This is a genomic window from Candidatus Acidiferrales bacterium, from assembly GCA_036514995.1.
Lineage (GTDB): Bacteria > Acidobacteriota > Terriglobia > Acidiferrales > DATBWB01 > DATBWB01.
This window is the reverse complement of the sequence record DATBWB010000031.1, coordinates 1-23,796: the sequence shown is the minus strand read 5'-3', so window position 1 is coordinate 23,796 and position 23,796 is coordinate 1. Positions and strand designations below refer to the sequence as shown.

Sequence of the window (23,796 nt, the reverse complement as noted above, 5' to 3'; positions counted from 1 at the left end):
CGATGAAAGCGACCGGCCGAAACCAAGAGCAGCTCCTCCGGCAACTCCGGGCGATTTCTGATCCGACGCGCTTGCGGATCCTGGCGCTGCTGAAGAGGCCGGGCTGCTGCTCATGCGAGGAGATTGACCCGAGGTCGCCGGGGATGTGCGTGTGCGACCTGGAAAAGGAATTTCCGCTGACCCAGCCAACCATCACCCACCATCTCCAGGTGTTGCGTGATGCCGGCCTGATCGACTGCCGCAAGTTGGGTTTGTGGGTCTATTGCAAGCGGAAGGAAGAGGCCATTCGGAGGTTGGGAGAGAGCCTCGCCGAGGTATAAAAAAAGTTCTCAAAAAAAATTTAGATACTTAATCTATACATGGAGGAAGCATGAATCGAAGCGAAGGAATCAAGGAGCAGGTCAAGGAAACTTATGGGGAAATAGCCCGCACGCGCATGGCGGGTGATGGCGGCTGTTGCGTGCCCCGGGGCAAGCCGGCCGACTATTCGCCCGAGGAGATTGCCTCTGTTCCCGGCGGCGCTTACCTGGGCGAAGGCAGCGGCAATCCCGTTCGCGCCGCGAAGATTCAAACGGGCGAAACGGTCGTGGACCTTGGCTCGGGGGCGGGCATGGATGTCTTTCTTTCCGCGAATGCCGTGGGCCCATCGGGCCGCGTCATCGGCGTGGACATGACGCCGGAGATGCTCGAACGCGCCCGGGCGAACGCCGAGAAGGGCTGCTATCCCCAGGTTGAATTTTGCCAGGGCGACATCGAGAAGTTGCCGGTCCCGAGCGGGACGGCGGACGTTGTCGTGAGCAACTGCGTCATTAACCTGGCGCCGGACAAGAAGGCCGTTTTCCGCGAGATCTACCGGGCCCTCCGGCCGGGCGGGCGCTTTGCCATCTCCGACGTCGTGCTGAGGAGCGAGCGGCCACTTTTGCAAAAGGCGCTCAAGAAGCTTCGAGTGGCTAGCTGCGTGGCTTCAGCATGGGGGGAGGAACGCTACCTCGGCGCGCTGCGGGAGGCGGGTTTTCAAGATGTGCGCGTTGTGGCCGAGCGACGGGCCATGGACCAACCCGCCCTCGATTTCATCACGGCGCATGGGATAACGGTGGTGGGAACCAAACCCGGTCAATAGTTGTGGCGTAGGTTGCAAACGTCCCTTCACGGCGAGCCGTTAACGACGGGCAAGGATAATGACCTCGTATCCTTCCGCCAGCAAGTGATGGGCTAGTTTCTCCGCCTCCGCCCGGCCCGCGGCCACAGGGATGAGGACTCGATAGACCAACTCGGATTGAGGGCTGAGGACCGGGAGGCTACTCGCCGCGCATAGCTTTGAAGAATACTTCGCGGGCCTGGGCGTGTTCGCCAAGGGCGTAGTCGAGGTCGTCGAGGATCTGGCGGAATTGGTCCACTTCGACACGCGGCGCAATGCGGTGGGTGCCGGCGGCGAGAGTGGCGGCGAGTTCGTTCAGCTCGCCTATTTTTTCCATCACAACGGCGCTTGCTCGTTCGAGCTTTTCGTAAGCAGGAGCAAGTTCCATGGCGATTCCTCAAAGCCCTCCTGATTCCGTTCTCTCGATCCGGCGCAGGAAGACATCCATTTCTTTGATGGTTTGTATGTCGCCCTTTTGCCCGGCGACCTCCTTGCCCTTGCGGTACATTTCTGCGGCTGCCTGGGTTTCGCCGGTGCCCTCGAGCGCCTTCCCCAGTTCCCGATAAGCCGCCGAATAGTCCGGCTTCAGCTCCAGCACCCGACGAAAACAGGCCACCGCCTCCGCATACTCTTTCGTTTTGAGGTATTCACTGCCCAACCCGTAGTGCACCAGCGGATCGTCCGGGTCGAGGGCGAGCAGTTCCTTAAATTGTTCGATGCGCGATTTTTCCGTCATGAACGCGAGCCAAGTCCTTGTTGTCTTGAAACGTCAGTTAGCATACGCAGCCACGCGCGCCATCGCAACCGGAAAGCAAGGGCGCAAAACCGGAGGGAGCATCGCGGAGCGGCCAAAAGAGCGAGACCAAGGAACCAGACCGCCGCTCCCCTCCCGCGGTTCTTGAGCGCCCTCCCTCGCCGTAGCCGGCGATTGGTCTTCTTCGCCTGGCGGCGATTCCCACCCTTTTCGCTTGTCACCTTGCCCGAGGCAACCTAGAATACGTTTTTTGAGGCCGCGCGACGGAGCCTGTTCCCAATCCCACTCTGGAGCAAACCATGGCAAGCGTCTATGAATATATCGAGCAGAATCGGCAGAGTCATCTGGAAGAGTTGAAAGAATTTCTCCGCATTCCTTCCGTCAGCACGAAATCCGAACACAAACCGGACATCGAGCGCGCCTGCAACTGGGTGATGGAAAAGATGCGCGCCGCCGGCATCGAAAACATCGTGCGGCATGAGACCAAAGGCCACCCGCTCGTCACCGGCGACTGGCTGCATGCCGCCGGCAAGCCCACCATTCTTCTTTACGGCCACTACGACGTCCAGCCAGCCGAGCCTTTCAACCTCTGGACGACTCCGCCCTTCGAGCCAAGCGTCCGCGAGGGCAACCTCTATGCTCGCGGCGCGGTGGACGACAAAGGCCAGGTCCACATCCACCTGAAGGCGCTCGAGGCTTACAAGAAGGTCGAAGGCAAATTCCCCATCAACATCAAGATGCTGATCGAGGGCGAAGAAGAAGTCGGCAGCGAGAACCTCTACGACTTTGTCAAACACAACCTCGACAAGCTCAAGAACGATGCCCTGGTCGTCTCCGACAGCGGGATGCTCAAGAAGGGCTGCCCATCCATCACCTACGGCCTGCGTGGCCTGGCTTATTTTCAGGTGGGGATCACGGGGCCAGTCACCGATCTTCACTCCGGCACCTTTGGTGGCGCGGTCGCCAACCCGATTACGACCCTTGCCGAAATGATCTCGAAGCTCCACGACAAGCGCGGCCGCATTACCATCCCGGGTTTTTACAAGGACGTCGTGCCCCTGACGGGGGCGGAACGGAAAGCCTTCGCCAAGCTGCCGTGGAAGGAGTCGGATTTCAAGAAAACCGTCGGCACAAACGCCCTGGTGGGCGAGGCCGGCTTTTCGACCCTCGAGCGCATCTGGGCCCGGCCCACTTTGGAACTCAACGGGATCTGGGGCGGCTATACCGGCGAGGGCGCGAAGACCGTTCTGCCTTCGAAAGCCTATGCCAAGCTCTCGACCCGGCTGGTGCCCAATCAGGACCCCATCAAGGTCAGCAAGGCGCTCGAAAAATATCTCCGGCAGCTTGCCCCGAAGGGCGTCCAGGTGGAGTTCAAAACGCTGAGCACGGGCCGACCGTGGTGCGCGCCCTACAAGCATCCCATCTTCCAGGCGGCCATCACGGCGCTCGAAAAAGGCTTTGGCAAAAAGGCCGTTTTTATCCGCGAGGGCGGCTCCATTCCGTTCGTGACCCATATGTACGAGACCTTTGGCAAACCGTGCGTCCTGATGGGATTCGGCCATCCCGAGGAGAACGCCCACGCGCCCAACGAGCACCTGTTCCTCGAAAACTACTTCGGCGGCATCAAGAGCGTCGCTCACTTCTACGAAGAACTGAGCAAGGTGGCTTGACGGTCGCGAGCAACCTTTCGACCCTTCGGCCCGCCGCCGGCTCGGGGCAAGCTTGCGACCACTCGCTTGAGACCAACGCCCGTTGGTCGTGAAGGGTGATGCGCGTGCGAATCATCCGCAGAAACCGAGGGGTTTTGAGCTTTTTCGCTTGCAGTGGCCGCGGCCGTTGGGTATATTCAGCGCGCAATAAGGAACCTTGTCTGACCGGCAGGGTCGTTTTTCCCAATTCGGATTGAACCCGATTAAAAGGAGCAAGAGTCGATGGCGAAAGCAATGAGCAAGTCCAAGGTTGTAGCCCACATGGCGGGGAAGGCTGGCATGACCAAAAAGGCCGCCGCCGGCTTCATGGAGGAGTTGGTCAATCTTGCCTACAAAGAGACAAAGAGCGCGGGCGTGTTCGTGATCCCCGGGATCGGCAAGCTCGTGAAGGCCAATCGCAAGGCACGCATGGGCCGCAATCCGCAGACCGGCGAGCCGATCAAGATTCCGGCCAAAACGGTGGTGAAGTTCCGGGTTGCCAAGGCGGCCAAAGAGTCCGTCCTCGGCAAGAAGAAGTAAGCAAGCTCGCCATTCATGTAAGCGGGCAAGCGCCGGAAGGGAGTTCGCAACGAGAGGCGGGTTTCCCCGTCTCGAATCCCCATCCCGAAGCATCGGGACTCTGGATCGAGACGGGGCGGATTCGCCTCTTTTCTTTTCGTATGAAAGAAAGAACCGCCGGGTGGCCCCGGTTCACCACGAGCGGCGGGCCGGCGGCATCCGGCAAGCCCGAATACGGGCAAGGAGGCGGGATGGCATCCGAGTTTTTGGACGAAGCGAGGCTCGAGCTCTATCGCCGGTTTGCCTTCGAGTTTCCGGATAGAACCCTTTCCGGAAAAGTGGTACTGATCGCCGGCGCCACCGGCGGGCTCGGGGCCGCCACCGCAGCGCTGCTGGCAGGCGAAGGCGCGCGGGTGGTGGCGGGCTATCGTTCCAACCGCTCCCGCGCAGAAGAGTTCCGCCGGGCCATCGCCGGACAATTCCAACAAACCATCGAGCTGGTGGAAGGCGACCTCATCCATGCCGCCGTGCGCGAGCGCTACGTCCTGGCCGCGGAAAAATGGGGCCTTCTCTACGGCTTGGCGGTTCTTGTCGGCGACCCGGCTCGAGTGGAATGGAGCCGGCTGGACGAAGCTGCCATGCGCGCCGCCGCGGATCGAAACTATATCGCGCCGGTGCTGCTCGCCAAGCGCGCCGGGGAAGCCATGCTCGCCCAAAAGACTCCGGGCAGCATCGTCTTGCTTTCGACGATGCAGGCGGTGGCGCCGTTCGACGGCAGCGTGAATTATGCCGGGCCGAAAGCAGCGCTGGTGCAGGCGGCGCGCATCCTTGCCAAACAGTGGGGCGGGCCAGCCGGGATTCGCGTGAATGTTGTCGCCCCGGGCGTCACGATGGCCGGTATGGCGGAGGCAAGTATTCGGGCGGGCAAATACGATTCGTTCATCAAAGGCGGAGCCATCGCCCGTTTCGGCCGAGCCGAGGATGTGGCGCGCGCCATCCGTTTTCTTCTCGAGCCGGACAATTACATCACCGGCCAAACCATCCTGGTGGATGGCGGCCTCACGTTGCGGCGCGACCGGGGCTGACGCGCAAAAATGGAACGGGCAAGTTTATGGGCTTCCGGATGATCTACCGCCTCTATACGTGCTTCCGAGAAAACGGGGGCCGCGCTTCGATTGCGCCGCTTGCCCGCCAAAAACTCTTTCGCGCAATGCGCTCATTTGCTTTGGGCGGGCTTGCCATCCTTGCCTCGTGTGCTTACCTTCTCCCCCTCCAGGCAACAGCCGGTGCGAACCTGCACGGCATCGTCTATACGGTCGGCGACGATCAGATTCAGACCATCTGGCCAAACGCCAAGGTTACCGTCACCCATCTCCAGACCAGGCGGAGCCTGGCCACCGTCACCAGCGAGGTAGGCGAGTACAAATACATTCGTCTGCCGGTCGGCGACTATCGGATCACTGTCGAGTTGCCTGGATTTGCAATCGCCACACAAACATTCCGGCTTGCCGGAGGTCAGGATCTCGAGCTGAACATCCGGATTCAACCGAAGGGCCGGGTGGAGCAGATCACGGTGCGGGCGGAAACCGGCGGCATCGAAACGACGGAATCAAGCGCGCCTTCCGGGCAAACCTTGCGGCCGGAAATCATCAAATCGGCTCCCCTGGTGAACGAACGGTTTCAGGATGCCTTGCCGCTGCTGCCCGGCGTAGTCCGCGGGCCCGATGGCCTCCTCAACGTCAAGGGGGCTCGCGGCACCCAGTCCGGACTGTTGGTTAACAGCGCCACCGTGACCGACCCGGTGACGGGACAGTTCGCCATCAGCCTTCCCCTCGAGGCGATCGAATCCGTCCAGGTTCTTTCCAGTCCCTTTTCCGCCGAGTACGGGAAATTCACCGGCGGCGTGACGGAGATTGAGACGCGGCCGGGCAGCGATACGTGGAAATTCCTCCTGACCAATTTCTTCCCGCGCCTTCGCTGGCGGGACGGCACTATCGTCGGGCTCGGGTCGATCACTCCCCGCGTCATCGCCGCCGGCCCGGTGGTGAAGGGCAGGCTGTATTTCTCGCAGGCCTTTGACTACCGCTTTGTGCGCACGCGGGTGGAAAGCCAGCCGAATCTCAAGAACGATCGAGTGCTCGAGAGTTTCGACTCGCTCACCCAGATCGATGGGAACATCAACCCGAACCACCGCTTCAGCATGACCGCGGCCGTCTATCCCCAAAATCTCTCCTTCGTCACGCTCGACACCTTCAATCCAGAAGGCGCTACTCCCAATTTCCGGCAGCGCGGCTGGCAACTCAGTTTTTCCGACCGCGCCATTTTCGCCAACGGGTCGTTTCTCGAAAGCCTCTTTTCCGCCAAAAGCTACGACGCCCACGTTTTCCCGGCTGACCCCCTGCAACCCGGTTACGTCCTCTTCCCGGAGCAGAACTCGGGCAGCTTCTTTAATCGCCAGGACCGCGAAAGCTTCCGCCACGACTGGCGGCAGATCTATCACTTTCCGCTCTTCCGCGCTGCCGGAACGCATCTGCTGAAAGCCGGTTACCAAGTGGTGGTCAACCGCTACGACGGCATCTATCAAAACTTGCCGGTCACCATTCGGCGCGAGGATGGAACGACAAGCCAGGTCATCCGCTACGTTGGCGGCGGCCCGATCGGCCGGGACAAAAACGAGTACACCGGCTTCGTCCAGGAAAAATGGGCGATTTGGCCGCGCTTCACTCTCGACCTCGGCCTGCGCTACGACCGCGATCAACTCTCGGGGCAGAACAATGTTGCTCCGCGGCTTGGCTTTGTCTATGCGCCGTTCAGAGACAACAAGACCGCCGTGCGCGGCGGGATTGGACTTTTCTATGACAAGATCCCGCTCGCCCCGGGCACGTTCACGCAATTGCCGCCGCCGGTGGTCACCCGCTTTGCTGCCGATGGAGTGACGGTGGTGGACAGCCCGCGAAGGTTCGCCCACGTGCTCGATCACAATGGGCTGAAGACGCCGTACAGCCTTTCCTGGCAGTTTCAAGTGGACCGCGAGCTTACCCGGCGATTGTTGTTTCGGTTCGGCTACGAGCAAAGGGAAACGCACAACGATTTTCTGGTTGAGCCCTTCGCCGGGCCGAACAATACCGGCACCCTGTTGCTCGCTTCTTCCGGCCGGCAGCGCTATCGCGAATTTCAATGGACCGCTCGCTACCAACTGAGCGAACGCTCAAACTTTTTTGCGTCCTACGTTCGCTCCCGGGCCACCGGCGACCTGAACTCGTTTGACGCGCTTTTCGGGAACTTCCCGAATCCGGTGATTCGCCCGAACGAGCGCTCGCGGCTGCCCTACGATGCTCCCAACCGCTTCTTGTTCTGGGGCATGATCGCATTGCCGTGGAAGCTGCGTGCTTCGCCCGTGCTGGACGTTCGGAACGGCTTCCCTTTTTCTGTGGTGGATAGCGAGCTCAACTTTGTCGGCCCGCGCAACCGGGCCGGGCGGTTCCCCACTTTCGCTTCGCTCGATTTACAACTCACCCGCGGATTCGCCATACCGTTCCTGGGGAAGAAGTATCAAACTCAAATTGGCATCAAGGTTTTCAACGTCACCAACCATTTCAATCCGCGCGACTTTCAAGCGAACATCTTTAGCCCCAATTTCGGCGGCTTCTCGAACGGCATCGGGCGCCGATTCCGAGGCAAGTTTGAAATCGCCTTTTAGTCGTGCCCAGCGAAACGAAGAGCATCCCTCGGCCAGGCGCGAGTGGCTGAGTGGAGTTGCCGAGGCTCCTGGCATACTCGCCGGCAACTCAATGCATACCAAAGGCTTAGAAAATAAACTTGCAATTCTGGACTTGAAGCGAGAAACTAACTCCGGGTCATTTTGACCCCCTTCCTGGTCCTGCCGCGAGTCCTTTTTCATTCCCCGCCGTGCCCCGTCAAGTTCCGTGTTTGCCATGGAGGACATTATGACTCACTCGGCGGTAAGGCTCATGTTGGCCGCATTTCTGGTGGGGAGCCTGGCGACGCTGGTTTTCGCCCAAGGCGTGGGCCCCAAGTCCGAATACGATCCCAAGACGGAGATCACCGCCAGCGGGACGCTCGAGAAGATCACCCACATGAAGCGGGGCGGCTGCTGCGGCAAAGGCGGCCTGCACGGCATTATCAAGACCGACCAGGGTCGCATGATCATTCACCTCGCGCCCGATTGGTTCTTCGACCTGAAAAAAATGACGCTCAAAGAAGAGGAGCCGGTGGCGCTAGTCGGCTCGAAAATGAAGAAGGGCGCCAACGAGTACGTCGTCGTAAAGACGATTACCTTGGGGGGCGCGACTCTGGCGCTGCGAGATGATCAGGGCGTGCCGCTTTGGTCGAGGGCTGAGAAGTAAGCGGCGATGGACGAGACCTCGTAGGCTCGCCACTCGCCCCACACTTCCACAGCGAAGTTCCGATGATGTTGTGGTAGGGGCGTACGGCCGTACGCCCCTACGTTTTCTCGTCCCCGTGGGATGATGGTAGAGCGTTTGGGGAGGAGCGGCTGGCTCCTATCCCTCTAACCTGGAATCCGCAGCGGCCAGCTTGCCCGATTCGGCCTCTCGAGCGGCCTTGACACAGGGAGTCCGCCCTAGTGGATAATCTAGCATGCGGAGGGGCTCGACCCTCTGCTGGTGAGGCGACCATGCCGATACATATGGGAAGAGATTCGACGGGGGGAAAGAGGTTGAAGAAAAAGGCCAAGCAACCTAAGAGGAAGGAAAGAAGGCTGTGCGATTCCTCCTGTTCCTCGCACAACATAGGTTGCCAGAAAGATTGGAACCATCCGGGCAGCCACTTCCATTCCTCGGGGTCGTGGGGCGGCACTTGCTCGTGGTGAGGTCAATAATTCCGGGCCCGGCTATCGCCCGCGGCTAGTGCCGTTCCAACTAATTGAGCAGAATAGCGAGCTGGAGCGACATAATTAGTTATACGTGCTGAGTCCATGAAGAACTTAGCCCAAAATAGTTGGAACGGCACTAGAAGCCATTTCACAACCTCGGGTCGCTGGGTGTCATTCTGAGGTCGTCCCTTCGGCGGCGCTCAGGGCGCGCGCGGCGACCGAAGAATCTCAAGTCGAAATGCTTCGGCCGCCGTCGCGGGTTCAGCATGATAAAACCCCTGGCCGGTCCTTCTATGTTATGGAACAGATTCTAGCTCTTCGACCAGGGCAACGTGGCGTTGGCAAGTTCAGAACGGCCGCGGATCAGGTGATAGATATAGGAGCCCAAACAGAACTTTCCGAACAGTAGCGCGAGAAATGCGATCACGATGAACGCCTCAAATACCACGCCGGTCCAATACCAGCCCATGCTCAAAGCAACGGCGACAACAAGCATGAAGGTGGCGGCCATGCCCTGCGCGAAACGTCGCGGGGCCGGCGCCGGCGTCAGTTTTTGCCTCTTCATCGGCTCGGCCACAAGCGCGTTGTAGAGAGCCTCAAAGACATTCCAGCGGGGAAGCGCCACGCCAAACCACAGCAGGGCAGAGAGGGCTGCGAACACAAACCTCGATTGCAGGATGATCCCGAGCAGGATGAGCGGCCCCACGATCGAGGGCTGAAAGCGCAAGGCCCGGAAATGAGCCGCACAGGCCGGACCATCTGCATCGAGAAAACCCTGTTGCTGCATGAAGCGATGCTCGACGGATGAGGTCATAACTCTCTCCTGACCGAAAGTAGCAAATATGACAAACCGGGGCTCACGTCCAGCGTCCCCGCCGCGGCGGGGTTCACCTGAGGCTTTGCCGCGGGGTCACCGGTTCGACCACTTTTCAGACAATACCCAGCTTCTTGCCGACACGTTCGAGGATCTCGAGCGCCCGCTCCAGCTCCGGCCGGGTATGGGTGGCGGTGACGATCGTGCGGATGCGGGCCTTTCCTTCCGGGACCGTCGGGAACCCGACCGCCTGGGCAAAGACTCCCTCCTCAAACAAACCGCGGGAAAAGGCGAAGGCGCGAGCGGCATCGCCAACGATGATCGGCGTGATGGGCGTTTCGCTCATGCCGGTGTTAAAACCCATTTCCGTCAGGCGCTTCTTGAAGAATCTTGTGTTTTCCCAGAGCTTCTGGATGATTTCCTCATTTTCTTCCAGCACCTCGAAAGCGGCCATACAGGACGCGGCCACCGCCGGCGGATGCGAGGTGGAAAACAGAAACGGCCGGGCGCGATGGTAGAGGTATTCGATCAGGTCGCGGCTGCCGCACACATATCCGCCCAGGGCTCCGATAGCTTTCGAAAGCGTCCCCACCTGGATATCCACGCGGCCGTGCATGTTGTAGTGGTCCACCGTCCCGCGGCCGTTCCGGCCGAGCACGCCTGAAGCGTGGGCATCATCAATCATCATGATGCAGTTGTATTTCTCGGCGAGGTCGCAGAGCTGCGGCAGCGGCGCAATGTCGCCGTCCATTGAGAAAACGCCGTCGGTGATCAACAGCTTCTTGCCATTCCAGTTGGCCGTCTCTTTCAAGATGCGCTCGCAGTCGGCGACGCCCTTATGCTGGAAGACCTTGATGGTGGCCCGGGAAAGCCGGCAGCCGTCAATGATCGAGGCGTGGTTCAGCTCATCCGACACAATCAGGTCATCTTTGCCGAGGATGGCGGCCACCGTGCCGGCATTGGCGGCGAAGCCGGACTGGAAGACCACCGCGGCCTCGGTTTTTTTGAAGCGGGCGATCCGCTCTTCCAGCTCCATGTGAATCTTCATCGTGCCGGCGATGGTGCGCACCGCTCCTGAACCCACTCCCAGTTTTTCCACCGCCTCGAGCGCCTTCTGCCGCAGCTTCGGGTGGGTGGTCAACCCCAGGTAGTTGTTCGACGAAAGATTGATCACCTGGCGGCCGTCGAAGCGCGCCACCGGCAACTGCTCGCCTTCCAGGACCCGCAGGCGAAAGTAGAGGTTCTTCTCCTTGAGCTTGTCCAGCTCCTCGCGCAGAAAACTCATGGTGGGTCTCTGAGTGGTCGGTTGCGTCACGGGTTCCTCCGGGGCTGTTTTACGGCAAGCCGTGGGGATACATCAAGACTTTCGATCCCTGGCCCGAGGAAAGTCTTTCAAAGGCGGGCACAAACTTTTCCATGGGGATGCGGTCGGTGAAGAGCGGGTCCAGGTTGAGGCGCCCCGAGCGAATGAGCGCGGTCATCTTGTACCAACTGTCAAACATCCGCCGGCCGTAAATGCCGTGGACGGTCGCTCCCTTGAAGATGACCTCGGCGACCAGGTCCATCTCGACCTTTTGCGTGGGGATGCCGAGCAGAGAAGCCCGGCCGCCGGCGCGCAGCATCTGGAAGCCCTGGTGGATGGCGGGCGGATGGCCGGACATCTCCAGCATGACATCCACGCCGACGCCGCTCGTCTCTCCGAGCACGCGCTTGACCGGGTCTTCCTTTTGAGGGTCAATGCATACGTCGGCGCCGACTTTTCGTGCCAGGGCAAGCCGCTCCGGCTTGATCTCGATGGCAAAGATGGTCGCCGCGCCGCACGCCTTGGCCACTGCGACCGACATCTGACCGATGGGGCCGCAGCCGATGACGGCCACGTTCTGCCCGGCTATCTCGCCGGAGAGGACCGTGTGCACGGCATTGCCCAGGGGATCCAGAATGGCGGCGTATTCGCGGGGAACTTTCTCGTCCAGCCTCCAGATATTGCGTTCCGGGATCCGGACAAATTCGGCAAAGCAACCGTCAGCGTCAATGCCGATAATTTTCAGGTTTTGGCAAACGTGTGCCTGGCCGGTGCGACACTGGAGGCAACGGCCGCAGGTGACGTGCATTTCCGCGGAGACGAAATCGCCGGGCTTGATGGAAGTCACCTCGCTGCCGACTTTCTCGACAATGCCGCAGAATTCATGGCCGAAGGTGAGCGGCGGCCGGATGCGCGCTTGCGACCAGGCGTCCCAGTTGTAGATGTGGACGTCGGTGCCGCAGATGGAAGCGACCTCAACCCGCACCAGCACATCCTGGGGGCCGATGCCCGGGACGTCCACCTGCTTCCACTCGGCTCCTCGGGCCGGCTGCGCCTTCCGGATCGCTTGCATCGTGGCGGTTGGCATGGCGAGAGGCAGGCCCCCATCCTCTTGAAACCTGGCGAGGTACACGCCCTTCCCGAAATTTCGGGAGGATCGGGGCAGGAATCAGCACGGCAGGAAGACTGGGATGCGCCGTGCGAGGCCCAAATCTTAGCACAGTCGCCCAGCAAATACAGCCCGGCTCGGCCCGGTTGCTTGTGAGCCGAGCTTGCCTCAGCTATCATTTGCGCCGCCGTGCGCCTCCTGCGAGAAATCATTCACTGGCTGTTCTTTTTCTTTCTTCCCGTGCTGGCGACCATCCTGCTGGTGCGGTTGGCGACGGCGGCGGCGCATTGGGCGATGATGCGGCGGGGATGGCTCGACCGGGTTCGCACGCGCCGGCTCAACCCGGGCCGGGAGACAGAAACATTCCTGCTCGCTTTGCTCAGCCTCTCCCTGCTGCGAGGTTACGGGGCATTTCTGCCCGTGCCGGATTGGCCGCTCTATATCATCTTCGGGCTGTGGAGTTTGCGGCTGCCCGGTGAAGCTCGCGTGCGATTCGCCCTGCTACGCAAGCCGGCAGACACACGCGCATTGCACGAAGCCGGGTTCTTTTTCGAAAAGCGCGGGCCCCTGGCCACTCGAGCCGCAACCGTAGCCCTCGCCGTGGCCGCCTATTTTTTGATTGCCCCGGTGCATGCGCTTCTGGATAGAATAACGACTTCACTCTTGCAAGCAGCGGCTCGACTGGTGCGCTGAGCGGAGGGGGATTCATGGATTGGACCGGGGAAGAGATCAAGAAGCGCCTGCGGCAGGGAGATTTCCTGGAGGTATCCACCGGCGGGGGAATCTTTGAGGTCTGGGCCGAACCCTTTGGAAGCCCGCCGGCCCTCTACTACGAAGGTGAGCAATTCTCGCTCGACGCGCTGGACGGCGTCGTCGAGAAAATCATGACCAACGTTCGCGCCGGAGCATTCCGCTGCCGGTGGGTGGGCAAACGCGACGATTGATTCCTTACGAGCGAAGCTCCTTACCTTTCAAAACCGTTTCTTTTCCGCCCGCACGCGCTCGACGTACCGGCCAGTTTCCGCTTCGACGCGAATGGTCTCTCCCGTCTCGATAAAAAGCGGCACCATGACCTGCATCTGATTCTCGAGGACCGCCTCCTTCCACGTGCTGTCCTGTTGGGAGTGGACGGCAGGGCCGGTTGCGGTCACCCGCACCTCCATCACCGGCGGCAGAACCACGCCGATCGGCCGGCCTTCAAAAAAATCCACGGGAATCTGCATCTCTTCCTTTAAGAATTTCTCCACCGGCCCGAGCGCGGCGCGGGAGACTTCGACCTGGTCATAGGTGAACGGATTCATGAAGTAGCAATTTTCCAGGTCGCGGTAGAGGAACTGCATCGTCCTTCGCTCGAGCGCCAGGTCTTCCAGCTTCTCATCCGGCCTGAAGCGCGGCTCCCACATCGTGCCGGTGAGAGCGTTGCGCAGCTTGGTCTTGACGACGCCCACCTGCTGGCCGCCGCCAGCGTGGAATTCCGCTCCCAGCACGCGGTAGATCTGGCCTTCGACGCGGACGGCCATTCCGGGTTTAAGCTGCGATGCAATGATCATGGCTCACCTCGTCCCGATCCGGATGCTTCGGGACTCGGGAGCGGCGATGTACCGGAATCCGTCCGAACCATTGCGCCGTTCCAACTTACTGTGTTCAGCCCAGCGGCAGAAGCCGCTGGGCTGAACGGGAGAAACAACATTGCGCTCACGTTCGGCCCACAGGCTTCTGCCCATGGGAACCATCTCGTAGAGGGCACTAGGCCCGTTCGGCGCGATACGCGGCGTCTTTCAACACGGAATTCGTGTCCGTCAGCGTCGCGCCGCTTGCGACCAAGGATTCAATCGTCGCCCGCCCGGCCGGCTCGTTGAGGGTCTTCATGGCATCCGTCACGATGTGAACGGGGTAGCCGCGCTCCAACAACCCGCGAGCCGCACAGGCGACGCAATATTCCGTCACCACCCCGAACAGGGTCACCGGCCGTTTCCCGAGGAGCGAGAGAACCGTTTCGATGTTCGGGTTGGTGAACACATCGAGTTTTTGCTTTTCCAACACAATTTGTTCGTATCCATCAAAAGTGAAAGGCAGCGCCGAGCCCGGCAGATTGGGAATCACAAAGCGCCGTTCGGCAACGGTCTCCGGAATTTTCTGCTGGCCGGGGGTGCCTACCAGACAATGCGGCGGCCATTGTTGAAATTCCTCGTCGTTCGTTTGGTGCGCGTCGGCCGAGGAGACGATCAACAGTTTCTGCGCGCGAGCGAACTCCACCAGCCGCTTCAGGTTCGGAATAATCGTTTCCGCGTGCGGCACGTAAAGCCGGCCGCCGGCCAGCATGAAGTCGGCCTGCGTATCCACATCCCAAAAGACAGGCTTGGGTTCTTTTGCGGCCATGTTCAGGATTTCTTTCCACCCGGCCCTGCAGCATAAGGCAGCGGAGCAGGCGAGTGTTGCTGTCGCACCACCTCCAGCAATTGATGGAGCGACGCGCTGTATTCGACGGGAAAATGCTCGACGGCGGCGACCTGGCGATAGCGCTCGTGCAAATGGCCGAGGTTGGCGGAGGCGAGCGCCCGCACATCGGCGAGCGCGGGCGACGGTCGCACTCTTCGGCCTTCCCGCATCACCGGTTCCACCAGGCGAAGCGCGCCCGGAAAACTCTCCTCGGCGCAACCGACCACGTCGTGATGATAGAATCCATCGGGCGACGAAAACCGGAAGATCTGCTTTTTGCCTGGATAGGTCACCTTCTCTTCGCTGAATTTGGCGCACGGGAAGGCGCGGCCGTCCCGCTCCACCTCAACCAGCTTGTAGATGGCGCCGAGGGTGGGCGCGTCCTTGGACGTGGCCAGCTCGGTTCCCACCCCGAACATGTTAATCGGCGCCCCCTGAGCCACCACTTCAGCAATCAAATATTCGTTCAGGTCGCCGGTGGCAAAGATGCGCACGTCCTTCATCCCGGCGGCGTCCAGCTTCTTTCGAACCTGGCGGCTTTTCTCCAGCAGGTTCCCGCTGTCAAGCCGCACCCCCAGGGGCCTTAGCCGTGAGGCAATCATTTTTTCGAGGGCGGCCATCGGATCATACGTATCGAGCAACAGGATGGCGTGGTCCGGGAATACCTCCAGGAAGCGGCGAAAACTTTCGAGCTCATCCTCAAAGGCCATAATCCAGGAATGGGCCAGCGTGCCGTAGGTGGGGATGCCGAACCAGTAGCCGGCGAGCACGTTGGAGGTCCCGATACACCCGCCGATATAGGCGGCGCGGGCAGCCAGAACGCCCGACTCCGGCCCATGGGCGCGGCGAGTGCCAAACTCAATGATGCCGCGTCCCCGGGCCGCTTGCACCACCCGGGCCGCTTTGGTGGCGACGAGCATCTGAAAATTGATCGTGGCAAGCAAATAGGTTTCGACGATCTGTGCCTCGGCGATCGGCGCCGTCACGCGCACAACGGGTTCTTCCGCCCATATGACCGTGCCCTCCGGTACGGCCCAGACGTCACCGGTGAAACGAAACTTCTCGAGATATTCGAAAAACCTGCTGCCGACATGACGAAAGGCCGGGTGGCAGCGGAGATAGGTGACTTCCTCGGCGGTAAAGCGCAAGTTCTCCAGGTAATCGAGAGCCGTCTCGAGCCCGGCCGCCAGCAGAAACGACCGGTTCGGAGGAAGGGCTCGAACGAAAAGCTCAAAGGTGGCGCGTTCGGCGACGCCCGTCTGCACATAGGCGGCCGCCATGGTGAGCTGGTAGAGGTCGGTCAGGAGAGCCGAATGTGTCAGACGCGGTTCGAACATCGGTATTCTGTCCAGTCAGAAGAGGATGAAGCCCATCCCGACAGGAATTATCGAGCCGCTAGCCGAGTGCGTCAAGCGCCGCCGCCTACCAAATGAGCGGTGCGGGTGTGCCCGGCTGCGCTACAATCTCCACCCGCCATGGTCCCACGATCTGTTTCACCAGCTTGGGACCAATCACCGTTTCTGGCGGGTCTGAACATAGGATTCTCCCGAGGGCTCGGGACTGAAGGAGCTGAACATGACACACTCAATCGCTTTCGCTGCCCTGGTTGCCCTCCTCGCGACCATCACACCGGTCGTGTCGGCGGAAACCCTCCGCTACGTCCCCAAAAAGTCAGAGTTGAAATATGTCTTCGCCACGGCTGATCCGGTCTTGCGGGTTCGGCCGGGCGACATCGTGGAAACCGAGGCGGCCGATCAATTTGAAAACGTCAAGGATCCCAAGAGCGGATGGGAACCGCTCCGCCCCAATCCCCAAACTGGTCCCTTCTACGTGGAGGGCGCCGAACCGGGTGACGCTCTGGCAGTGACCATTCTGGATCTTGAAGTCTCAAGCGATGTGGGTGTCGGCGGAATCTTTCCCGGCTTCGGCATTCTGACCAGTTCCAAGTACACGCCCATGCTTGGCCCGAGCGCGCCAGCTCGCTACTGGCTTTATCCCATTGACAAAGAGAAGGGTGTGGCCGAGTTTCGCGCGAAGGATTCCGACTTCACGGTCAAGATTCCGCTCGCGCCCTTCCTGGGCTGCCTGGGGGTGGCGCCCGCCGATGGGGAAGCACGAAGCACGATCACCCCGGGCGAGTGGGGCGGCAATATGGATGCTCCGCCTGTCCGCAAGGGCACGACCGTCTATCTGCCCGTCAACGTAAAAGGCGCTCTGCTCTATCTCGGCGATGGGCACGCCGCGCAGGGCGAGGGGGAAATCGCCGGCACGGCCATCGAAGTCGGCATGAAAGTCAAAATCCAGGTGGACGTCATCAAAGGCCAGAAGCTAGCCTGGCCGCGCATGGAAGATGCCGATTATTTGATGGCGGTGGGCAGCTATCGCCCGCTCGAGGATGCTCTGCGCATCGCCTACACGGAGCTGATTGCCTGGCTCCACCGCGAATACGGCCTTTCCGAATTGGACGCTTATGAGCTTCTTTCGAAAGTCAGCGTCACCGACGTCGCTGAAGTGGTGGACCCGAATTACACCGTCATTGCCAAGATTCCGAAAAAGTTTTTGCCGCCGAAGACAAAAGGCCCCCGGTAAACCCGGAAGTTGGTAGGTCGGCTCATCCACAGCAGTTGCGCAACATTCATGGGCTTCCATCCTCTGTTCAGGCAAACTTGAGGGCTGTAGAGAGCGTTCGTGAAAGCCACGCCGTACCCCGCTGATTCCGCCCCTCCGGGGCTCCCACTGCGAGCTATTCCAAAACTACATGGTTTTGGTCAAAGTGCAGGGCACTGTTCCGTCAGGCGCAGTGGTTAGTGCAAACCATCGGCCTGCGCCTGCAACGCTCCTCGACCGGTGGCTCCGCCGGAAACCTTATCGCCGCGCTCAGTGTGGCAACGCCTGACGACCTGGGCAGCACGGGGCACTGGCGAGCATCCCCGGCGACTTTGTTGTGGTGGGGCGGATGCCGGAGCGCGTGCCGCGCTGCTGTCTGGTCTGCTGTTGTCTCTCTGAACGGCCTAGTTGCCCTTGGCCGCCTGGGCCGCTTTGACCTCGACTGCGACCACGTGCAGGTTGCCCGCCAGCAGTTCCCAGGAGTGCTCAACAGGCTTGTCCCTCCACAGGACGGTACCGGGCCGGAAGTCTACGATCTGTGTCTGCCCCTCAGGTGTTTTCAACTTCACCCGGGCGGAGCCGATGCTGACGAGGACCAGCGGCGGGTGCGTGTGCATGGGACTCTTCCATCCCGGTGCCGCGCGGGCTTCCAGTACGCGGATGTGGTCATTCTCCAGCACGACCTGGTGGACGTCGGGATCGACGATGGTGGAATCCTTGGATTTTTGGGCCACGGCGGTAGCCAACCCTGCACCCAGACAAAACGCGAGCAACACGGCAAGCTTCCTCTGCATTCCTCCCTCCTTGTGCAGTCGGAAATTCGAATTTTTCTCTTGGAACAGCCCTTCGCTGACATCTTAGGCAGCTGTCCAGGATAAGTCAACGCGGATGGCTAGTTCTTCCTCTAGTCGGTGGGAATACTTGTATCGCGGTGTGCCGTAACGCTTTCCTTCCGGCGCACCGAAAGGTCATGATTTTGACATGGGCTGACGGCAGCAGTTGGGTGGGCTTGAATGGGAGGTGCCGTTCCACCCCCGCTGTGTCGAAGGCAAGCCGAACCGTAACCTCGGGGGAATAGGGGACTCAAATCACTTCAGAAAATCCACTAGATTTTTTGCGTTCTCGCTTAGTCTTCGACCTTAATCTTGATCTTGGCGCGGAGGAATTTAACCGAAACCCTGGTGTGCTCGGCCAGCTCCTCGACGATGTCGTCAAGATCGTCGCCCTTCAGGGTCAGCCGCTCAATACGCCGGGGCCAGCGAATCTTGATTTTGGCCTTGTGATCGTGGAACCGCACCTCGATCCTTTGAGGATGCTCGAACTCGTATTCGTCTTCGTCATCATCATCGTCGTCGTGGTGGTGGCGCCGCCTCACCGCCGAACGGACATCGCCTTCGCGATAGGTGACACGCTGGAGTTGCGCGAGTTCTTCGGGGCTTATGACGACCGAAGTTACATGAAACGTCAGCAGCGTTTCCGACGGGAGAACGATTTCACGCTTCCCGGTCAGATAGGCGCCCACGGCACCTGCAGCCCCACCTGCTGCCGCGCCAATCGCCGCTCCTTTGCCCCCGCCTGCCACGCCTCCAATCGCGGCGCCAGTGCCCGCAGCACCGCCGATAATCAGGATGTTGCGCGTGGCATGCGAGCCAGCCTTGATGGTCAAATCGCCTGTCTCCAAGGGAATCTGCCTCGAGGGCGCCTGGACGGTATTGAGGCTCAACGTAATCAACGCCGGGCTCTTTAGCCGGCCTGAGCTAACCGCCTCGCGCACTTGGCCGGTGACACGCGTGTCTTTTTCCGCCACGATGCGGTCGTTGACGACAAGGGGTCTGGCCAACGTGGCCGTGAAGGTATCGCCGGGCTGGCTGCTTCCAGTACTAAGGGTGTCAACCAGCCGAACCGTAACCGTGGCACGCGTTTGCGCGGCCGCGCTCAACGGCAGGCCCAGCACCAGGGCGAGCAATGCAAAGCAAGTTCTCGGCACGCGAATTCCCATCGCTCTCTCTTTCCGGGCTGGGTTCTAGGCCGGGTATCTTATACGGTCTTAGATGCATCTTACCATGACAACGGCTATTCCCAACCCAGCCAAATGGCTGTCTCCCCCTAGCTGGAGGCGACGATGCATTTTGCCTATCCCTCCACCAGGGGGCTGGTGTTCTCGGTCTGGCTTGGGTATTCGGCACTCGCGGTGGCCTTGCCGCCCGAAGTTCAGGCGGCCAGCACAGCGGAAGAAGTCGCGCCCCGGCTGTTGACTGTTGAAGAGGGTCTGGCGATTGTCAACGCCTCAGGGCAACATCGGCAGCAGGTGACCGACCAGCCCGATTGCTCTCACCTTGTCCACCAGGTTTACCGATTTGCGGGCCTCCCCTACCCCTATGCCCCCTCGTTCGACCTTTACGCCGGAATTGAAAGTTTTGCGCGTCTCAAAACGCCGCAACCGGGCGATTTGATTGTTTGGCCCGGCCACGTCGGCATCGTGGTGGACCCTGTTGACCGCTCCTTTTACAGTTCAGTCCGTTCGGGCCTCCGCACCGAATTCTACAACTCGCCCTACTGGCTGGGGCGTGGGCCAGCACGCTTCTATCGCTATGTCACAGGCAGGGCAGGCAGGCTCGCCCTGGCCGTGGCCCGACCCGCCCGTCCAGCCCTCGAGACACCGGTACAAATCATTACCGTGCCGGTTGTCGAGGAAGAACGCGGAGCCCCGTCCGCCGCCAAGACAGCTCCCGCGAACACCTTTCCCGAATCAGCAGCCACAGTTATTGCCAAGCCCATCTCCACCGCTGCCCGCCAGACTTTTGAGATTCCTCCCAGTATCCTGATCGTGACTCGCCGGGCGCAACCGAGACCGGAGGAAATCGCCGCAGCCATTTCCGAATTGAGCAACGCCGCTGGGAACGTCCTTCGTACCGATGACCCCTTGAAACTATCCCATCCCGTGGTCATTTTCGATCAGCTCCGCGTCGAGCGCGTGGAAGTGAAAGGCGAGCGCGGCTGGGCCCACGTTCGGGTTGATTCCAGGGTGGTCATTGCCGGCAAGCGGATCAACGTGAAGCGGCGTCGCGAAAAGCGCCGTTGGGAGCTACGCCGCACGGGGTCTGACTGGTTGGCCTTCACGCCGCTGGAGCGCGTCTATGTGCCGAAGGATGTTGCCGTGCCGGTGCTTGCCACCCAGCTCGCGCTCCTGACGCGCAACGATGTTAGTGTCTCCGACCGGGCCACGCTCATCCCACAACAGGCTCAACTGGCGCGCCTTCTCAGCGCCCTGCTCGAGAAAAAATAGTAACTTGATACACCCAGGCTCGAGAGGCCAGAAGCTGGCCTGGCCGCACATGGAAGATGCCGACTACCTGATGGCGGTGGGCAGTTATCGCCCGCTCGAAGATGCCCTGCGCATCGCCTACACGGAACTGATTGCCTGGCTCCACCGCGATTACGGCCTATCTGAAATGGACGCTTACGAACTTCTTTCCAAAGTGAGCGTCACGGACGTGACCGAGGTGGTGGACCCCAATTACACCGTGATTGCCAAGATTCCGAAAAAGTTCTTGCCACCGAAGGCAAGAGGCGCTCGATAAACTGGGAAGTCGCTAGCTTGGACGACGCGTCTTCTGCGTACCCTTGGAGAACTAGAGGTGTGAAAAGGGTCCTCGAAATCGAGGCCGTAACTCACTGATTGCGGGCATGCCTGGCTTCCGCGGCGAGATGTGTCAAAACCACATCCTTATAGCAACCCGGTCAACGCCCAGGCAGTTTGAAATCGGCGCAGGAGAATAGAGAGGGAACGAGAGACATTTCGCGCGGCTTGAACTTGAGCGCCAGCACCCAGTCCGATCTGGGGCGAATGGGAGGCGGGCGCGCGAGAACCGGGTACGGGTGAGCGTGCCGAAAGCACGGATGATTCGCGGCGAACAAGTGTAGGATAGCGTCGGAGATTAACATGGCCAGGAAGACCAAGTTGAGGTGGCGGCTCGCCTCTCTGCGTCCCATGCGAAAACTCTGCTGTGCGATCGCGATTGTTCTCTTCATTGGCCTACAGGCCTTCGCGCAGTCGGCCTCGCCCGCGCCTGGTGACGTTGAGCGCCGGGTCGAGGCCATCCTCAGCCAAATGACGCTCGAAGAAAAGATTGACATGCTCGGAGGCGTTGACGGTTTTTTTATCCGCGCCCTGCCGCGACTTGGGTTGCCCCGTCTGAAGATGGCCGATGGCCCGATCGGCGTCCGTAATTTCGGACCTGCCACCACCATGGCAGGCGGAATTGCTTTGGCTGCCATGTGGAATCCTGCGCTGGCCGAGCGTGTGGGCAAGGAAATCGGGAGGGACGCAAAGGCCAAAGGCGTGCACTTTCTGCTGGGGCCGGGCGTGAACATCTATCGCGCGCCGAGGAATGGACGAAATTTCGAATACTTTGGCGAAGATCCGTTCCTCGCCTCGCGCATCGCGGTGGGGTATATCAAAGGCGTGCAGAGCCAGGGCGTCAGCGCGACGATCAAGCACTTCATGGGAAACAATTCGGAGTTCGACCGCCACAACACGGACTCGGTCATTGATGAGCGCACCATGCGCGAGATTTATCTCCCCGTGTTCGAGGCGGCGGTCAAGGAAGCGCACGTCGGCGCCGTCATGGACTCGTACAACCTGACCAACGGCGCCCATATGACGCAGAACGAGTTTCTCAATGCGGACGTCCTCAAAAGGGAATGGGGCTTTGACGGCATCCTCATGTCCGACTGGGTCGCGACGTACGATGGTGTCGCGGCGGCGAACGGCGGCCTGGACCTGGAGATGCCCTCTGGCGCCTTCATGAACCGGCAGACGCTCCTCCCTGCGATCCAGGAGGGTAAAGTTTCCATCGCGACGATTGATGACAAGGTGCGACGCATCCTCCGCAAGGCGGTACAGTTTGGCTGGCTCGACCACGACCAGACCGATCTTTCCATCCCGCGCTACAACCAGGAAGGCCGCCAGGTAGCGCTGCAGTCAGCCCGCGAAAGCATGGTGCTGCTGAAGAATGAGGGCAACCTGCTGCCGCTCGGCAAGGAGCGGATCAAATCCATTGCCATCATCGGTCCCGGCGCCTATCCCGCGGTGCCGGTGGGAGGAGGCAGCGCCCAGGTGCTGCCGTTCGGAGCGGTCAGCTTGCTGGAAGGCATCAGCAACTACCTCGGGACTGCCGCGCCGGCGTACTACCGCCGCGGCGTGCTGAGCTTGAGTGAGATGGCTGAGGCGACGAATTTTTCGACTGCGGCGTCGAACGGCCAACCGGGCCTCCAGGCGGAATACTTCAACAACATGGAGCTGCAAGGGGCGCCGGTCCTCATCCGCACCGAACAGCACGTCAACTTCGGGATGCGGTCTCGCCTGGTCTTTCCGGAGCAATCGCTTGCGGCACGGTGGACAGGCTATTACGTCCCACAGCGCCCGGGTTCGTACGATGTTTTTGTGGGATCAACGGGAGAAGATGGCGGCTCCTATCGTCTTTACGTGGATGACAAACTCGTCTTGGACAACTGGAAGTCCGCGACGGCGCTCGTGAACTACACCAGCCTTTCGCTCGAGGCGACGCCGCACAAGGTCGTGCTGGAGCACCGCGGGCGGTCGAAGTGGGTCGAGCCGCGGCTGAGTCTGGGAATCGTGCGCCATGACGGCGTTGTGGATCCCGAAGCTAAGACGCTCGCCGCGAAGGCGGAAGCACTGGTGCTCGCGGTGGGTTTTGATCCGGAGAGCGAGAGCGAAGGCAGCGACCGCACCTTCCGCTTGCCTCCCGGACAGGAGCAGTTCATCCAGGAAATGGCCGCGGCAAATAGGAACACGATCGTTGTGGTCACCTCGGGCGGGGCAGTGGACATGAGTTCATGGCTCGATCGCGTCCCGGCAGTGTTGCAGGCTTGGTATCCGGGCCAGGAGGGCGGCACAGCGCTGGCGGAAGTTCTGTTCGGCGATGTCAATCCTTCGGGGCGCCTCCCTGTTACCTTCGAACGCCACGAGGAAGACAATCCCACTCACGACAGCTACTACCCCGAGGACGACGGGAAGCGGGTCGTTTACAAAGAAGGGATCTTCGTTGGCTATCGCGGCTACGAACGCAGCGGGAAGATGCCGCTGTTTCCTTTTGGATACGGACTGTCCTACACCACGTTTGCCTATCGTAATCTGTCGGTCGCGTCCGAAGGCAACTTCAGTGTGTCGTTCGATGTGACCAACACCGGGAAACGCGAAGGCGCCGAAGTGGCGCAGTTGTACGTGGGAGACAAGCACGCCAAGTTGCCCCGGCCTGCGAAGGAACTGAAAGGCTTTGTAAAGGTGAATCTACGCCCCGGAGAAACGCGGCGAGTCACCGTGACCCTCGATCGCCGGGCGTTGTCTTATTACGATGTGAACTCGAAGCAGTGGCGCGCCGAGCCAGGCGAATTCGAGGTGCTCGTTGGGCGCTCCGCCGAACAGATTGAACTTAGAGGCAAGCTCACGCTGGCGGGACTGGCGGCGATGGCAGCCACGGGTGGGCCCTAAGAGCTGGGGCAGCGCGTCTGCCCTGCCGCTCCGGCAGGATGGCGAGCCCAGTGCTCT

At 60.6% G+C, this 23,796-nt stretch carries 23 protein-coding genes; 13 read left to right on the top strand and 10 right to left on the bottom strand.

The features are described from left to right. Together VIH17_02555 and arsM are read left to right on the top strand one after the other, a co-directional pair. Window positions 1-320 (top strand): metalloregulator ArsR/SmtB family transcription factor (locus VIH17_02555; GenBank protein ID HEY4682112.1); only part of this gene is annotated, 320 nt, incomplete at its 5' end. A gap of 50 nt (window positions 321-370) precedes the next feature. After that, complete coding sequence (gene arsM, locus VIH17_02550; protein ID HEY4682111.1) at window positions 371-1,120, top strand: arsenite methyltransferase; 750 nt, start codon at window positions 371-373, stop codon at window positions 1,118-1,120. 178 nt (window positions 1,121-1,298) lie between these two features. Here the strand turns inward: arsM and VIH17_02545 are convergent, their stop codons facing one another. Further along, on the bottom strand, window positions 1,299-1,526 hold the full coding sequence (locus VIH17_02545) for a hypothetical protein (protein HEY4682110.1): 228 nt from the start codon (window positions 1,524-1,526) through the stop codon (window positions 1,299-1,301). 9 nt (window positions 1,527-1,535) lie between these two features. Continuing rightward, a complete protein-coding gene (locus VIH17_02540; protein ID HEY4682109.1) occupies window positions 1,536-1,874 on the bottom strand; it encodes a tetratricopeptide repeat protein in 339 nt (112 codons plus the stop codon). A gap of 317 nt (window positions 1,875-2,191) precedes the next feature. Between VIH17_02540 and VIH17_02535 the strand changes: the two genes are divergently transcribed. The 5 genes from VIH17_02535 (at window position 2,192) to VIH17_02515 (ending at window position 8,466) form a co-directional block, all read left to right on the top strand. Next, a complete protein-coding gene (locus VIH17_02535) occupies window positions 2,192-3,562 on the top strand; it encodes a dipeptidase (GenBank protein HEY4682108.1) in 1,371 nt (456 codons plus the stop codon). Window positions 3,563-3,823: 261 nt separating this feature from the next. Beyond that, window positions 3,824-4,120: an HU family DNA-binding protein gene (locus VIH17_02530; protein ID HEY4682107.1), complete on the top strand. Its 297-nt coding sequence runs from the start codon at window positions 3,824-3,826 to the stop codon at window positions 4,118-4,120. A 230-nt stretch (window positions 4,121-4,350) separates the two neighbouring features. Beyond that, complete coding sequence (locus VIH17_02525) at window positions 4,351-5,184, top strand: SDR family oxidoreductase (GenBank protein ID HEY4682106.1); 834 nt, start codon at window positions 4,351-4,353, stop codon at window positions 5,182-5,184. Window positions 5,185-5,210: 26 nt separating this feature from the next. Next, window positions 5,211-7,799: a TonB-dependent receptor gene (locus tag VIH17_02520; protein HEY4682105.1), complete on the top strand. Its 2,589-nt coding sequence runs from the start codon at window positions 5,211-5,213 to the stop codon at window positions 7,797-7,799. Window positions 7,800-8,046: 247 nt separating this feature from the next. After that, a complete protein-coding gene (locus VIH17_02515; protein HEY4682104.1) occupies window positions 8,047-8,466 on the top strand; it encodes a hypothetical protein in 420 nt (139 codons plus the stop codon). A 798-nt stretch (window positions 8,467-9,264) separates the two neighbouring features. On the opposite strand, the gene VIH17_02510 is transcribed toward VIH17_02515, so the two are convergent. The 3 genes from VIH17_02510 to tdh all read right to left on the bottom strand — a co-directional run bounded on the left by VIH17_02510 (window position 9,265) and on the right by tdh (window position 12,158). Further along, the gene (locus VIH17_02510) at window positions 9,265-9,768 is read right to left on the bottom strand and encodes a DUF4395 family protein (GenBank protein HEY4682103.1); all 504 of its coding nucleotides are present in this window, start codon (window positions 9,766-9,768) and stop codon (window positions 9,265-9,267) included. Between the two features lie 115 nt (window positions 9,769-9,883). Next, window positions 9,884-11,083, bottom strand: coding sequence for a glycine C-acetyltransferase (locus tag VIH17_02505; protein ID HEY4682102.1), 1,200 nt, complete (start codon window positions 11,081-11,083; stop codon window positions 9,884-9,886). Window positions 11,084-11,102: 19 nt separating this feature from the next. Beyond that, window positions 11,103-12,158, bottom strand: coding sequence for an L-threonine 3-dehydrogenase (gene tdh / locus VIH17_02500; GenBank protein HEY4682101.1), 1,056 nt, complete (start codon window positions 12,156-12,158; stop codon window positions 11,103-11,105). A 210-nt stretch (window positions 12,159-12,368) separates the two neighbouring features. On the opposite strand from tdh, the gene VIH17_02495 reads away from it, so the two are divergent. Beyond that, window positions 12,369-12,872 (top strand): hypothetical protein, encoded by a 504-nt coding sequence (locus VIH17_02495; protein ID HEY4682100.1) that lies wholly within the window; start codon window positions 12,369-12,371, stop codon window positions 12,870-12,872. Between the two features lie 14 nt (window positions 12,873-12,886). Continuing rightward, window positions 12,887-13,123 carry a hypothetical protein gene (locus VIH17_02490; protein ID HEY4682099.1) on the top strand — a complete coding sequence of 79 codons (237 nt, stop codon included), beginning with the start codon at window positions 12,887-12,889 and terminating at the stop codon, window positions 13,121-13,123. A 27-nt stretch (window positions 13,124-13,150) separates the two neighbouring features. Here VIH17_02490 and VIH17_02485 read toward each other — a convergent pair whose 3' ends face one another. The 3 genes from VIH17_02485 to VIH17_02475 form a co-directional block, all read right to left on the bottom strand. Continuing rightward, the gene (locus VIH17_02485; GenBank protein ID HEY4682098.1) at window positions 13,151-13,729 is read right to left on the bottom strand and encodes an elongation factor P; all 579 of its coding nucleotides are present in this window, start codon (window positions 13,727-13,729) and stop codon (window positions 13,151-13,153) included. Between the two features lie 196 nt (window positions 13,730-13,925). Next, window positions 13,926-14,558, bottom strand: a complete 633-nt coding sequence (locus tag VIH17_02480) for an isochorismatase family cysteine hydrolase (protein ID HEY4682097.1) — start codon at window positions 14,556-14,558, stop codon at window positions 13,926-13,928. Between the two features lie 2 nt (window positions 14,559-14,560). Next, window positions 14,561-15,955, bottom strand: coding sequence for a nicotinate phosphoribosyltransferase (locus VIH17_02475; protein HEY4682096.1), 1,395 nt, complete (start codon window positions 15,953-15,955; stop codon window positions 14,561-14,563). Window positions 15,956-16,193: 238 nt separating this feature from the next. Here VIH17_02475 and VIH17_02470 point away from each other — a divergent pair, with 238 nt between their 5' ends. Then, a complete protein-coding gene (locus VIH17_02470; protein ID HEY4682095.1) occupies window positions 16,194-17,207 on the top strand; it encodes an acetamidase/formamidase family protein in 1,014 nt (337 codons plus the stop codon). A 422-nt stretch (window positions 17,208-17,629) separates the two neighbouring features. Here VIH17_02470 and VIH17_02465 read toward each other — a convergent pair whose 3' ends face one another. Both VIH17_02465 and VIH17_02460 read right to left on the bottom strand, forming a co-directional pair. Further along, complete coding sequence (locus tag VIH17_02465) at window positions 17,630-18,019, bottom strand: hypothetical protein (GenBank protein ID HEY4682094.1); 390 nt, start codon at window positions 18,017-18,019, stop codon at window positions 17,630-17,632. Between the two features lie 332 nt (window positions 18,020-18,351). After that, window positions 18,352-19,224, bottom strand: a complete 873-nt coding sequence (locus VIH17_02460; protein HEY4682093.1) for a hypothetical protein — start codon at window positions 19,222-19,224, stop codon at window positions 18,352-18,354. A gap of 123 nt (window positions 19,225-19,347) precedes the next feature. Between VIH17_02460 and VIH17_02455 the strand changes: the two genes are divergently transcribed. The 3 genes from VIH17_02455 to VIH17_02445 all read left to right on the top strand — a co-directional run bounded on the left by VIH17_02455 (window position 19,348) and on the right by VIH17_02445 (window position 23,739). Then, window positions 19,348-20,511 carry a hypothetical protein gene (locus VIH17_02455; GenBank protein ID HEY4682092.1) on the top strand — a complete coding sequence of 388 codons (1,164 nt, stop codon included), beginning with the start codon at window positions 19,348-19,350 and terminating at the stop codon, window positions 20,509-20,511. Window positions 20,512-20,515: 4 nt separating this feature from the next. Beyond that, window positions 20,516-20,806, top strand: a complete 291-nt coding sequence (locus VIH17_02450) for a hypothetical protein (GenBank protein ID HEY4682091.1) — start codon at window positions 20,516-20,518, stop codon at window positions 20,804-20,806. Window positions 20,807-21,168: 362 nt separating this feature from the next. Next, window positions 21,169-23,739, top strand: coding sequence for a glycoside hydrolase family 3 C-terminal domain-containing protein (locus tag VIH17_02445; GenBank protein HEY4682090.1), 2,571 nt, complete (start codon window positions 21,169-21,171; stop codon window positions 23,737-23,739). Window positions 23,740-23,796 lie beyond the last annotated feature (57 nt).

Coding starts and splice junctions, on each gene's coding strand:
- arsM (HEY4682111.1), top strand. CDS start 371: ATGAATCGAAGCGAAGGAATCAAGGAGCAGGTCAAGGAAACTTATGGG.
- VIH17_02545 (HEY4682110.1), bottom strand. CDS start 1,526: ATGGAACTTGCTCCTGCTTACGAAAAGCTCGAACGAGCAAGCGCCGTT.
- VIH17_02540 (HEY4682109.1), bottom strand. CDS start 1,874: ATGACGGAAAAATCGCGCATCGAACAATTTAAGGAACTGCTCGCCCTC.
- VIH17_02535 (HEY4682108.1), top strand. CDS start 2,192: ATGGCAAGCGTCTATGAATATATCGAGCAGAATCGGCAGAGTCATCTG.
- VIH17_02530 (HEY4682107.1), top strand. CDS start 3,824: ATGGCGAAAGCAATGAGCAAGTCCAAGGTTGTAGCCCACATGGCGGGG.
- VIH17_02525 (HEY4682106.1), top strand. CDS start 4,351: ATGGCATCCGAGTTTTTGGACGAAGCGAGGCTCGAGCTCTATCGCCGG.
- VIH17_02520 (HEY4682105.1), top strand. CDS start 5,211: ATGGGCTTCCGGATGATCTACCGCCTCTATACGTGCTTCCGAGAAAAC.
- VIH17_02515 (HEY4682104.1), top strand. CDS start 8,047: ATGACTCACTCGGCGGTAAGGCTCATGTTGGCCGCATTTCTGGTGGGG.
- VIH17_02510 (HEY4682103.1), bottom strand. CDS start 9,768: ATGACCTCATCCGTCGAGCATCGCTTCATGCAGCAACAGGGTTTTCTC.
- tdh (HEY4682101.1), bottom strand. CDS start 12,158: ATGCCAACCGCCACGATGCAAGCGATCCGGAAGGCGCAGCCGGCCCGA.
- VIH17_02490 (HEY4682099.1), top strand. CDS start 12,887: ATGGATTGGACCGGGGAAGAGATCAAGAAGCGCCTGCGGCAGGGAGAT.
- VIH17_02485 (HEY4682098.1), bottom strand. CDS start 13,729: ATGATCATTGCATCGCAGCTTAAACCCGGAATGGCCGTCCGCGTCGAA.
- VIH17_02480 (HEY4682097.1), bottom strand. CDS start 14,558: ATGGCCGCAAAAGAACCCAAGCCTGTCTTTTGGGATGTGGATACGCAG.
- VIH17_02475 (HEY4682096.1), bottom strand. CDS start 15,955: ATGTTCGAACCGCGTCTGACACATTCGGCTCTCCTGACCGACCTCTAC.
- VIH17_02470 (HEY4682095.1), top strand. CDS start 16,194: ATGACACACTCAATCGCTTTCGCTGCCCTGGTTGCCCTCCTCGCGACC.
- VIH17_02465 (HEY4682094.1), bottom strand. CDS start 18,019: ATGCAGAGGAAGCTTGCCGTGTTGCTCGCGTTTTGTCTGGGTGCAGGG.
- VIH17_02460 (HEY4682093.1), bottom strand. CDS start 19,224: ATGGGAATTCGCGTGCCGAGAACTTGCTTTGCATTGCTCGCCCTGGTG.
- VIH17_02455 (HEY4682092.1), top strand. CDS start 19,348: ATGCATTTTGCCTATCCCTCCACCAGGGGGCTGGTGTTCTCGGTCTGG.
- VIH17_02445 (HEY4682090.1), top strand. CDS start 21,169: ATGGCCAGGAAGACCAAGTTGAGGTGGCGGCTCGCCTCTCTGCGTCCC.